Annotated in this window: 9 protein-coding genes; 2 read left to right on the top strand and 7 right to left on the bottom strand. The window is 59.3% G+C overall.

Annotated elements, in window-relative coordinates; genetic code table 11:
- Positions 1-166: 166 nt before the first annotated feature.
- The 4 genes from ICA15_RS05070 to emhA form a co-directional block, all read right to left on the bottom strand.
- Positions 167-1,426: an OprD family porin gene (locus ICA15_RS05070; RefSeq protein ID WP_210553800.1), complete on the bottom strand. Its 1,260-nt coding sequence runs from the start codon at positions 1,424-1,426 to the stop codon at positions 167-169.
- A 371-nt stretch (positions 1,427-1,797) separates the two neighbouring features.
- Complete coding sequence (emhC, locus tag ICA15_RS05065) at positions 1,798-3,258, bottom strand: efflux RND transporter outer membrane subunit EmhC (protein ID WP_150617621.1); 1,461 nt, start codon at positions 3,256-3,258, stop codon at positions 1,798-1,800.
- The gene (emhB, locus tag ICA15_RS05060; protein WP_210553799.1) at positions 3,255-6,419 is read right to left on the bottom strand and encodes an efflux RND transporter permease subunit; all 3,165 of its coding nucleotides are present in this window, start codon (positions 6,417-6,419) and stop codon (positions 3,255-3,257) included. The genes emhC and emhB overlap by 4 nt, the downstream gene beginning before the upstream one ends.
- A gap of 3 nt (positions 6,420-6,422) precedes the next feature.
- Positions 6,423-7,580, bottom strand: a complete 1,158-nt coding sequence (emhA, locus tag ICA15_RS05055; protein ID WP_150604903.1) for an efflux RND transporter periplasmic adaptor subunit EmhA — start codon at positions 7,578-7,580, stop codon at positions 6,423-6,425.
- Between the two features lie 268 nt (positions 7,581-7,848).
- Here emhA and emhR point away from each other — a divergent pair, with 268 nt between their 5' ends.
- Positions 7,849-8,481, top strand: a complete 633-nt coding sequence (gene emhR, locus ICA15_RS05050; protein WP_008080104.1) for an efflux system transcriptional repressor EmhR — start codon at positions 7,849-7,851, stop codon at positions 8,479-8,481.
- Between the two features lie 373 nt (positions 8,482-8,854).
- Here emhR and ICA15_RS05045 read toward each other — a convergent pair whose 3' ends face one another.
- The 3 genes from ICA15_RS05045 to ICA15_RS05035 are packed head-to-tail and all read right to left on the bottom strand — an operon-like array spanning position 8,855 to position 11,439.
- Complete coding sequence (locus ICA15_RS05045; protein ID WP_150604902.1) at positions 8,855-9,904, bottom strand: alkene reductase; 1,050 nt, start codon at positions 9,902-9,904, stop codon at positions 8,855-8,857.
- A 31-nt stretch (positions 9,905-9,935) separates the two neighbouring features.
- Positions 9,936-11,102 carry an MFS transporter gene (locus ICA15_RS05040; protein WP_210553798.1) on the bottom strand — a complete coding sequence of 389 codons (1,167 nt, stop codon included), beginning with the start codon at positions 11,100-11,102 and terminating at the stop codon, positions 9,936-9,938.
- 34 nt (positions 11,103-11,136) lie between these two features.
- Positions 11,137-11,439 carry an ArsR/SmtB family transcription factor gene (locus tag ICA15_RS05035; RefSeq protein WP_016771327.1) on the bottom strand — a complete coding sequence of 101 codons (303 nt, stop codon included), beginning with the start codon at positions 11,437-11,439 and terminating at the stop codon, positions 11,137-11,139.
- Positions 11,440-11,608: 169 nt separating this feature from the next.
- On the opposite strand from ICA15_RS05035, the gene ICA15_RS05030 reads away from it, so the two are divergent.
- On the top strand, positions 11,609-12,181 hold the full coding sequence (locus ICA15_RS05030) for an ACP phosphodiesterase (protein WP_210553797.1): 573 nt from the start codon (positions 11,609-11,611) through the stop codon (positions 12,179-12,181).
- Positions 12,182-12,214: the final 33 nt, after the last annotated feature.

Genomic DNA, 12,214 nt, shown 5'->3' with positions numbered 1-12,214 from the left:
CCTGAGTCCTTCAGGTTTTTCAACTCTACTCGCCAGCAAAAAAAGCTCCAGCCGGCCTGACGGGTGGCGTCCTGATACGGCCTTTTTTGTAGGAACTGCGGCACGCTGCGATCTTTTGATTCCATTTTTCAAGATCAAAAGATCGCAGTGCCTACAGAGGGGGAGGTTAGAGCAAACTGATCGGATAGCTGACGATCAAGCGGTTCTCATCAAACTCGTTGTTGCTGAAATCCCGGCGCATGGTCGAGTTGCGCCATCTGACGTTCAGATCCTTGAGCGTGCCGCTCTGCACGGTGTAGCCCAGTTCCGATTCGCGGCCCCACTCCTTGCCGTCGGTGATACTTCCGGTGTGTACGTTATCGCCGCTGATGTAGCGGTTCATCAGCGTCAGACCGGGGACGCCGAGGGCGGCGAAGTTGTAGTCGTGACGTACCTGCCAGGAGCGTTCTTGCGCATTGTCGTAGCTGGCGTTGTAGCTGTCGTTGGCCAGGGTGCCGCCGCTGGTGCCGTTGACGCGCATCCACGCGCTGTCACCGGTGAGTTTCTGCAGGCCTACGTAGAAAGTATTGCCGCCATATTTGGCTGAGAACATCCCGGACCAGGTCTTGTTGTCTAGCTCCCCGGCGCGCGCGCTGCCGTCGTCCTTGCCGTAGAAAAACCCGAGGTTGGCGCCCAGGGTCCAGTCGCCCAGTGGCTGGCTGTGGATCAGATTGATGTATTGCTGGCTGTAGATGTCCTTGAGCTCGGCATTCCACAGACCGATCTGCGTGCGTTTTTCGTTGAACGCATATTCACCCCCCTGGAAGTTGAAGCGATCAGAGGTGAACGCCGTTTTGCCGGTCATCGACATGTCGCTCATGCTGCTGTCGTCGCGCGGGCTGTTGGCGCGGAACTGGCCGCCGTAAAGCGTCAGGCCGTCGATTTCCTTCGAGGTGATCTGACCGCCACGGAAGGTTTGCGGCAGCGAGCGACCGTCGTCGGAACGCAGGATCGGCAGTACCGGCATCCATTCGCCGACCTTCACTTCGGTCTGCGACAGCTTCGCCTTGAACGCGACGTTGGTGCGGCCGAAGTTGTCCGCCGGGCGACCGTCATGATCCAGCGGCAACAGCTGGGTGCCGCCAGTGCCTTTGCCGCCATCGAGTTTCAGCGAGTACAGCCCGAGCACGTCCATGCCGAAGCCGACGGTGCCTTGGGTGAAGCCGGATTTGGCGTCGAGGATGAAGCTTTGCGTCCACTCTTCGGCCTTGCCCTGAGCCTTGGTCGGGTCGGTGAAGTTACGGTTGATGTAGAAGTTGCGCAGGTTCAGGTTGACCTTGGCGCCTTCGACAAAACCGGCTTCTTCAGCCGCAACGGGCAAAGCCGCGCAAGCCAGTGCCAGGGCGATCAGGCCGGGGAATGCGTACGGCGCAGTTGGGTAGGTCATTGCAGTTTCTCTTGTTATTTTTTTTGGGTCGAACGAGTTCCGGTGCCGGCGCTCTTCGCGGCGGGCATTGGATTGCAGATTTCGGAATAAGGCGGCGGTGATCAGCCGGACAGGGCAGGGCGCGGGGGCATGGTGTCGAACCTGATGTTTTTGATTTTGTGGGACGAATGGTGCGGGGCGCAGAGAGCGGGATTCAATCGGGGAAAGCGGGTTTTGGGCGATTACCGAACAAGATCAAAAGATCGCAGCCTTCGGCAGCTCCTACATTTTGGAATGCGTTCTCCTGTAGGAGCTGCCGAAGGCTGCGATCTTTTGATCTTCAAAAACAAAAAGCCCACCAAAAAGGTGGGCTCTCTGTATTTAGCAGATGATCAGAACAACTTCATCTTCGGTGCTTCTTCTTTCAGCGGTTCGTTCTGCGCAGTCTGTGCATTCCAGCCACCACCCAATGCCTTGTACAGGTTGACCGCACTGGTCAGCTGCGCGAGGCGGTCGGTGATCAGCGCTTGTTGGGCGCTGAACAGCTGACGCTGGGCATCGAGGAAGGTCAGGTTGCTGTCGACACCGATGCGGTAACGACGCTCGGCCAGGCGGTAGTAATCTTGGTTGGCCTGTACGAAATCACGCTGCGCCTGCAATTGCTCGGTGTAGGTCTGGCGTGCGGCCAGGCCATCGGCGACTTCCTGGAAGGCCGTTTGAATGGACTTCTCGTAGTTCGCCACGCCAATGTCCTTCTGGATCTTGGCGTAGTCGAGGCTGGCGCGCAGGCTGCCGGCGTTGAAGATCGGCAGGTTGATCTGCGGCTGGAACAGCCACGTCCCCGAACCACCTTTGAACAGACCGGACAGGTCCGGGCTCAGGGTGCCCGCGTTGGCGGTCAGACTGATGCTCGGGAAGAACGCTGCACGGGCGGCGCCGATGTTGGCGTTGGCGGCCTTCAGGTTGTATTCGGCCTGAAGGATGTCCGGACGACGTTGCAGCAGGTCCGATGGCAGGCCCGGCGGTACGTCGCTGAGCAGGTCATCGGCCAGCGGTTTGGCCGTTTGCAGATTGGCCGGGATGCCGGTGCCGAGCAGTAGGGTCAGGCTGTTTTCGTCCTGAGCCACCTGGCGGGTGTAACGCGCCAATTGCGCACGGGCGTTTTCCACCGAGGTGCGCGACTGCGCCAGATCCAGCGCCGAAGCCACACCGACTTCATTGCTGCGACTGGTCAGCTTGTAGCTTTCTTCAAAGGCACCGAGGGTGTCCTGAGTCAGCTTGAGCAGTTCCTTGTCGGCCTGCCAGGTCAGATAGGCGTTGGCGACGCTGGCGACCAGACTGATCTGGGTGCTGCGACGCGCTTCTTCAGTGGCGAAGTATTGTTGCAACGCTTGTTCACTCAGGCTGCGCACCCGACCGAACAGGTCGAGTTCGTAGGCGCTGATGCCGACGGTGGCGGAGTACGAACTGCTGATCATCGACTCGCCGGTCTGCGACGCACGCGCCGGCAGACGTTGACGGCTGCCGCTGCCATTGGCCGAAACCGCCGGGAACAGGTCGGCACGTTGAATGCGGTATTGAGCCGCATAAGCGTCGATGTTCAGTGCCGCGACGCGCAGGTCGCGGTTGTTTTCCAGCGAGACCTGGATCAGCTGTTGCAGGGCCGGGTCATGGAAAAACTGCTTCCAGCCCTGCTCGGCAGCGGCCTGCGCCGGTGCCTGGGCCGGCGAGTACGCCGGCCCCTGCGGGTACTGGCCTGCGACCGGAGCCTCAGGCTGCTGATAGTCAGGTATCAGCGAGCAACCGCTCAGCACGAAGGCGGCGACTGCGAGGGAGAGTAGCGACTTGCTCATTGGCCAGCCTCTTTAGGAGTTTCAGTAGTCTCATCCTGGTCGGCTTTTTTACGCTGACCGATGGACGACACAGTAACGAAGAACAGTGGGACCCAGAAGATCGCCAGGATCGTGGCCGTCAGCATACCGCCAATTACGCCAGTACCGATTGCATGCTGGCTGCCCGAACCGGCACCGGTCGAGATTGCCAACGGTACAACACCGAGGACGAAGGCCAGCGAAGTCATGATGATCGGTCGCAGACGCATGCGGCAGGCTTCAATCGCCGCTTCGCGCAGACTGCGCCCTTGCTCATGCAGCTCCTTGGCGAACTCGACAATCAGAATGGCGTTTTTCGCTGCCAGACCAATGGTTGTCAACAGACCCACCTGGAAGTACACGTCGTTGGACAGACCGCGCAGGCTGGTGGCCATCAACGCACCGATGATCCCCAGTGGCACCACGAGCATGACCGCGATCGGAATCGACCAGCTTTCATACAGGGCCGCCAGACACAGGAACACCATCAGCAGCGACAAGGCGTACAACGCTGGCGCTTGCGAACCGGACAGACGTTCTTCATAAGACAGACCGGTCCAGGAGATACCGACACCCGACGGAAGTTTCTTGGCAATCGCTTCGACTTCCGCCATGGCCTCACCGGTGGAGTAACCCGGCGCCGGAGCACCCAGCACTTCTACCGCTTCCACACCGTTGTAGCGTGCCAGCTTCGGCGAGCCGTAGATCCACTCGCCTTTGGCGAATGCGGAGAACGGAACCATGGTGCCGGACGCGTTGCGCACATACCACTTCTTCAAGTCTTCCGGGCTCATGCGCGAGTCCGGCTGGCCTTGCACGTACACCTTCTTCACGCGACCGCGGTCGATGAAGTCGTTGACGTAGCTACTACCCAACGCAATCGACAAGGTGTTGTTGATGTCGTTGATGGTAACGCCCAGGGCGCTGGCCTTCTCGTCATCGATTTCCAGCTGGAACTGCGGCTCGTCGTTCAAGCCGTTCGGACGCACCTGGGTCAGGACTTTGCTCTGTGCCGCCATGCCAAGGAACTGGTTGCGTGCTTCCATCAGTTTTTCGTGACCGATACCGGCACGGTCTTGCAGGAACACGTCGAAACCCGTGGCGTTACCCAGCTCCAGTACTGCGGGTGGTGCGAAGGCAAACACCATCGCATCGCGGAAACTGAAGAAGTGCTGTTGAGCGCGGGCGGCCAGTTTGAACACGCTGTTTTCGGCGTCTCGTTCGCCCCATGGCTTGAGCATGATGAACGCCATACCCGAGCTCTGACCACGACCGGCGAAGTTGAAGCCGGTTACGGTGAACACCGAAGCCACCGCGTCAGCCTCACCGCCATCCTTGTTCGGACGCAGCAGGTACTCACGCATTTCATCCACGACCACCTGCGTGCGCTGCGCACTGGAGCCGGCCGGTGTCTGCACCTGGGCGAACAGAACGCCTTGGTCTTCTTCCGGCAGGAACGCGGTCGGAATGCGAGTGAATAGCCAGATCATGCCGACGACGATCAGCAAGTAAGCCAGCAAGTACGGGGCCTTGCGGGTCAGCATGTTGCCGACACCGCGTTCGTAGCTCCGCACGCCGCGGTCGAAGTTGCGGTTGAACCAGCCAAAGAAACCTTTCTTCGGCGTACCGTGCTCGCCTTTCGGAATCGGCTTGAGCATGGTCGCGCAGAGCGCCGGGGTGAAGATCAGGGCAACCAGAACCGACAGGGCCATGGCCGAAACGATTGTGATCGAGAACTGTTTGTAGATCACACCCGTGGAACCGCTGAAGAACGCCATCGGCAGCAGTACCGCCGACAGTACGAGCGCGATACCGACCAGTGCGCCCTGGATCTGGCCCATGGACTTTTTGGTCGCTTCCTTAGGCGACAAGCCTTCCTCGCTCATCACCCGCTCGACGTTTTCCACCACAACGATGGCGTCGTCCACCAGCAAGCCGATGGCCAACACCATGCCGAACATGGTCAGGGTGTTGATGCTGAAACCGGCAGCGGCGAGGATGCCGAATGTACCGAGCAAGACCACTGGCACGGTCATCGTTGTGATGACTGTGGCGCGGAAGTTCTGCAGGAACAGGAACATCACCAGGAACACCAGCACCACTGCTTCGATCAGCGTGTGAACCACACCTTTGATCGACTCGGTGACCACTGGCGTGGTGTCGTAAGGGAACACCACTTCCATGCCTTGCGGGAAGAATGGCTTGAGGCTGTCGATAGTGGTACGCAGGGCCTTGGCCGTGTCGAGGGCATTGGCGCCGTTGGCCAGTTTTACCGCCAGGCCGGATGCCGGACTGCCGTTGAACTGGGCGCTGATTGCATAGTTCTCACCACCCAGGCCCACATTGGCGACGTCTTTGAGGCGGACCTGCGAGCCGTCCTTGTTGACCTTGAGCAAGATCTCCTTGAACTGCTCGGCGGTTTGCAGACGCGTCTTGCCGATGATTGTGGCGTTGAGTTGCTGGTCTTCAACGGCAGGCAAACCGCCGAGCTGACCGGACGAAACCTGAACGTTCTGCGCCGCGATGGCGGTTTTCACGTCGACCGGGGTCAGGTTGAAGTTGTTCAACTTGGCCGGGTCGAGCCAGATGCGCATCGCGTACTGGGCACCGAAGACCTGGAAGTCGCCGACACCCGCAGTACGGGAGATCGGGTCCTGCATGTTCGACACGATGTAGTTGGACAGGTCGTCCTTGCTCATGCTGCCGTCACGCGAAACCACACCGATCACCAGCAGGAAGTTCTTCACTGCCTTGGTCACGCGGATACCTTGTTGCTGCACTTCCTGCGGCAACAGCGGGGTAGCGAGGTTCAGCTTGTTCTGAACCTGCACCTGCGCGGTGTCGGAGTTGGTGCCTTGCTCGAAGGTTGCGGTGATGGTCATGCTGCCGTCGGAGTTACTTTCCGAGGACACATAACGCAAGTTGTCGATACCGTTGAGCTGTTGCTCGATCACCTGGACCACGGTGTCCTGCACGGTTTGCGCCGAGGCGCCCGGGTAGGTCACGGAGATCGCAATGGCCGGTGGCGCAATGCTCGGGTACTGGTTGATCGGCAATTTCAGGATCGAAAGTGCCCCGACCAACATGATCACCAGGGCAATTACCCAGGCGAAAATCGGACGGTCGATGAAGAATTTTGACATGGGTTACTCCCCTTTGCCGCCGGCGGCTTTATCAGCTGCCTGTGCGGGGGCCGGGTTCTTTGCGCCGACATTGGTCGCTTCGGTCGGTTTGACCTCGGCACCGGGTTTGACGTATTGCAGGCCTTCGGTGATCAGACGATCGCCAGCCTTCAGGCCGTCTTCGATCAGCCACTGGCTGCCGACGGTGCGGCTGGCTTTGAGCTGACGCAGTTCAACTTTGTTGTCCGGGCCGACGACCAGTGCAGTTGGGGTGCCTTTGAGGTCGCGGGTCACGCCTTGCTGTGGCGCGAGGATCGCGGCGCTGTTCACACCGGCCTGCAACTGAGCGTGGACGAACATGCCAGGCAGCAAAGTGTGATCAGGGTTCGGGAACACGGCACGCAGGGTCACGGAACCGGTAGTCGGGTCGACCGACACTTCGGAAAATTCCAGCTTGCCGTCGAGCTTGTACTGGCTGCCGTCTTCCAGGGTCAGTTTGACCGCTGCCGCGTTGTCACCGGACTTTTGCAGACGACCGCTTTCCAGCTCGCGGCGCAGCTCCAGCAATTCAACCGAAGACTGGGTCACGTCGACGTAGATCGGGTCCAGCTGCTGGATCGTCGCCATCGCGTCGGTCTGGCCGTTGCTGACCAGCGCACCTTCAGTGACCGAAGAGCGACCGATGCGACCGGAAATCGGCGCGTAAACCTTGGTGTAGCGCACGTTGATCTGTGCGGACTGCAAGGACGCTTCCGATTCCATGCGGTTGGCCACGGCAGTGTCGTATTCCTGACGGCTCACGGCTTGCTCATCGACCAATTGCTTGTAGCGGTCGGAGATCGACTTGGTCGAACGCAGGTTGGCTTCGGCGCTTTTCAGGGTCGCGTCATAAACCGACGGATCGATCTGATACAGCTGCTGGCCGGCTTTGACATCGCCGCCTTCCTTGAACAGACGTTTGAGAATGATGCCGTTGACCTGTGGTCGCACTTCAGCAATGCGGAACGCACTGGTGCGGCCCGGCAGTTCGGAGGTGAGGGTAAACGCTTGTGGCTGCAGGGTGACGACGCCGACCTGAGGAGGCGGAGCGGCCGGTGCCGCTTCTTCCTTTTTACATCCGCTGAGTAGCGATGCCAGGGCGACGGCAGTGACCAGAGCGGTAACAGCTGGCTTGAATTGCATGAAGATCCTCGGGTCAGGCGCGCAAAAAGCGCACAAGAAGTGTGGAAGGGTAAAAAAATGCTATCGAGTGGATAAGTAGCTTGCTAAGTAATATACTTACGTTCATGGTTGTTTGTAAACACCTTGACTGCGTACCCACCCTGTTACAAAAGTCGTTGCAAGGTTTGAAATTGTAGGCTGGGGAGCCGATTCAAGAGAGATCGACCCCCTCTTTGTTCAGCGGATATTCAATCCATCCCTGAATTATCCTGTTTGAGGTTTTACTGCCATGGTCCGTCGTACCAAAGAAGAAGCTCAGGAAACGCGAAGCCAGATTCTCGAAGCGGCAGAGAAAGCGTTCTATGAAAGGGGCGTGGCCCGCACGACTTTGGCGGATATCGCGACAATGGCCGGCGTCACGCGCGGCGCCATTTACTGGCATTTCAGCAACAAGGCCGATCTGGTGCAGGCCATGCTCGACAGCTTGCATGAGCCACTGGATGAACTGGCCAAAGCCAGTGAAAGCGAAGACGAACTCGACCCGTTGGGCTGCATGCGCAAATTGTTGATTCATTTGTTTCATCAAGTTGCGCTGGACCCGAAGACCCGTCGCATCAACGAAATTCTGTTTCATAAGTGCGAGTTCACCGATGAAATGTGCGATCTGCGCCAGCAGCGCCGGACGGCCAGCCTCGATTGCAATCTGCGTATCGGGTTGACCCTGCGTAATGCGGTGAATCGCGGCCAGTTGCCGGAAGATCTCGACACTGCCCGTGCGGCCATCAGCATTCATGCCTATATTGATGGCCTCCTCTATGGGTGGCTTTTGGCGCCGGACAGCTTCGAATTGCACGCCGAAGCCGAGCGCTGGGTCGATACAGGGCTGGACATGCTGCGCCTGAGCCCCAGCCTGCGCAAATGAACAATGTGTAATTGGCACAGCTTATGTCAATTGGCCTGCTTTTATATACGTTTGCGGCGCGAAGTTTATACGTAGTGAATTACGGATTTTGTAGGGTTTTTGTGTCGAGCGTGTGAACAAGTGTGAGGCGTTGGCCCTCACCCTAGCCCTCTCCCAAGGGAGAGGGAACTGACCGAGGTGATCTTTCAAGTTGCGCCGACTTGAAATACCGAGCCGAATTCAGGTTTGAAAGCCACACCAATCGGCTCCCTCTTCCTCGGGAGAGGGCTGGGGTGAGGGGCCAGGTATCACGCCGCGCAATCAATCTCCAGGCGAACACAAAAAAGCCCCCGACTCTCACAAGTCGGGGGCTTTTGCGTTTCTGCGTTAAGGCTTACAGGGTTGGATAGTCGATGTAGCCAACCGGGCCTTTAGCGTAGAAGGTTTCCGGGTGTGGCTCGTTCAGCGGCGCATCAGCTTTCAAGCGCGCTGGCAGATCCGGGTTGGCAATGAACGGTACACCAAACGCCACGGCGTCAGCCTTGCCGCTGGCCAGCCATGCGTTGGCGCTGTCCTTGGTGAAGCGCTCGTTGGCGATGTACGGGCCGCCGAAGGCTTCTTTGAGTTGCGGGCCGAGGCTGTCGGCGCCTTCTTTCTCGCGGGAGCAGATGAAGGCGATGCCACGCTTGCCCAGCTCACGAGCCACGTAGGTGAAGGTTTCAGCCAAATTATCGTCGCCCATGTCGTGGGAATCAGCACGTGGTGCCAGGTGCACGCCAACACGACCGGCGCCCCAGACTTCGATTGCCGCGTCAGTCACTTCCAGCAGCAAGCGGGCACGGTTTTCCAGGGAGCCGCCGTAGTTGTCGGTGCGCTGGTTGGTGCTGCTTTGCAGGAATTGGTCGAGCAGGTAACCGTTGGCGCCGTGGATTTCCACGCCATCAAAACCGGCCGCCTTGGCGTTCTCGGCACCGATGCGGTAAGCGTCGACGATCTCGGCGATTTCAGCGGTTTCCAGTGCGCGCGGGGTTGGGTAGTCGGCCATTGGACGCACCAGGCTGACGTGACCTTTGGGCTGGATAGCGCTCGGTGCGACTGGCGCTTCACCGTTCAGATACGAAGGGTGAGAGACCCGACCCACGTGCCACAGTTGCAGGAAGATCTTGCCGCCGGCACCGTGAATCGCTTTGGTCACGTTGGTCCAGCCGCGCACCTGATCGTTGGACCAGATGCCTGGGGTATCCGGGTAGCCGACGCCCATCGGGGTCACCGAAGTCGCTTCGCTGAGAATCAGGCCGGCGGAGGCGCGTTGTACGTAGTACTCGGCCATCAGCGCGTTCGGCACACGGCCTTCGTCAGCGCGGCAACGGGTCAGTGGGGCCATGATGATGCGGTTGGCCAGCTCGATGTCGCCCAGTTTGATCGGATCAAAAATAGTTGCCATGAAATACAACCCTCTTAAGTGAAGTGGTTAATCAGTGAGTCGCGGGGGCCAGCTCGGCATTGCCGTTCTGACGGAAAGTAATCAGGGTCACCAGCAGGGCAAGCACTGCCAGGGCAGCGGCGGCCAGAGGTACGCTGGTCAGGCCGAAACCGTGGGCGATGACGCTGCCGCCGACCCAGGCGCCGAGGGCGTTACCGACGTTGAACGCGCCGATGTTCAGGGTCGAGACCAGGTTCGGTGCAGCTTTGCCGAAGGTCACCACGTTGATTTGCAGTGCCGGTACGGCTGCGAATGAAGCAGTGGCCCAGAGGAACAGGGTGATTTCAGTCGGGATCAGCGCGACGCTGGTCCAGCTCAACACCGTGGAAATCACCGCCATCGCCACGAACACGCCAATCAGGGTGGCAGCGAGGCGTTTGTCTGCGAGCTTGCCGCCGATGATGTTGCCGACGGTCAGGCCGAGACCGATCAACAGCAGCGTCCAGGTCACGCCTTTTGGCGAGACGCCGGTGACATCGCCGAGCAGTGGGGCGACGTAGGTGAAGAGGGTGAACATCGAGGCGGCGAACAGAGCGGTCATGCTCAGCGACAGCCAGATACCGGCGCCTTTGAGGGCGGCGAGTTCGGCGCGCATGTCGAGCTTTTCTTCGTCACGTTTGGCCGGCAGGAAGCGGATCAGGCCGATCAGCGCGATCACACCGATCACGGTCACTGCCCAGAAGGTCGAACGCCAGCCGGCCTCCTGACCCAGCGCGGTGCCCAGCGGCACGCCGAGGACGTTGGCCAGGGTCAAACCGGTAAACATCAGGGCGACGGCCGAAGCGCGTTTGTTCGGCGCCACCAGACCTGCCGCCACCACCGAACCGATACCGAAGAACGCACCGTGGCACAGCGCGGTGACGACACGGGCGAACATCAGCACGTTGTAGTCACTGGCCAGCGCACAGAGCAAGTTGCCGACAATGAAGATGCCCATTAACGCAACCAGTGCAGCCTTGCGCGGCAGTTTTGCGGTGGCCAGTGCCATGAACGGCGCACCGATGGCCACGCCCAGGGCGTAACCGGTCACCAGCCAGCCGGCGCCGGGAATCGACACACCGAGGTCGGCCGCCACATCGGGCAGCAGGCCCATGATGACGAATTCGGTGGTGCCGATAGCGAAGGCGCTCAAGGCGAGTATGAGTAGCGAGAGGGGCATCGTTGTTTCCTTGTGGGCTGGCTGACGTTAAGGGTCAGAGCTCTTTACTGAGTGTGCTGAGGAACGCCTGAATCACGTCCTCGTTACGTTTGAAAAAGTGCCATTGACCGGCCTTCTGGCTGCTGATCAGTCCGGCGCGTTGCAGGGTTGCCAAATGGGCGGACACGGTTGATTGCGACAGGCCGCAGCGTTGATCGATCTGCCCGGCGCAGATGCCGTACTCGTGGTTGTGCAACTGTTCCGGGAATTCGCCTTTCGGGTCTTTCAGCCAGTTGAGGATGTCTCGCCGTACTGGGTGTGCCAGGGCTTTTATTATTTCGTCGAGGTCAAGGTTCATGGCAGGGTGCTCGGTGTGTAAAACGCTATATCGCGATGAGGCGAACTTTAAATCGCTAGTTCGCGATATACCAATATGATTTTGATCTGACGACCGTACAAATCGGTATATCGGGTTATAACGATACGTTGGGTGTATTGAAACGAGGGCGCGGTGCTAAGCTGCGCCCATGAACTATCTCGCACATTTGCACCTCGGTGGCCAGCGCCCCGATCAACTGCTCGGCAGTCTGTATGGCGATTTCGTCAAAGGCCGGCTGCAAGGGCAGTTTGCCCCGGAGGTCGAGGCGGGGATTCAACTGCATCGACGGATTGACGTGTTCACTGATCGCCATCCGCTGGTGGACATCGCGCTGGGGCGGTTTACCGATACCCGTCGGCGTTATGCCGGGATCGTCCTTGATGTCTTTTTCGACCATTGCCTGGCGCGGGACTGGCGGTTGTACGCTGATCAACCACTGGCGCAGTTCACCACTGACGTTTATCGGGTGTTGTCCCGCGAACCGCAATTGCCCGAGCGCCTGGCGAAGATTGCGCCGCACATGGTCGCCCATGACTGGTTGGGCTCGTATCAGGAATTTGAAGTGCTTGATCAGGTGCTGCGCGGGATTTCACGGCGGTTGAGCAGGCCGGAGGAGTTGGCGGGGGCGATGCAGGAATTGCGGCGGTTATATGAGCCGCTGAGTGAAGACTTTGCGTTGTTCTATCCGCAGCTTCAGGACTTTGCGGCGTCGCAGGGATAAGCAAGATCGAAAGATCGCAGCCTGCGGCAGCTC

The organism is Pseudomonas sp. P116, assembly GCF_020149425.1.
In the GTDB taxonomy this organism is placed as follows: Bacteria; Pseudomonadota; Gammaproteobacteria; order Pseudomonadales; family Pseudomonadaceae; genus Aquipseudomonas; species Aquipseudomonas anatoliensis.
Note: the sequence above shows the minus strand (reverse complement) of the source record. Positions and strands in the feature narration are given on the sequence as shown.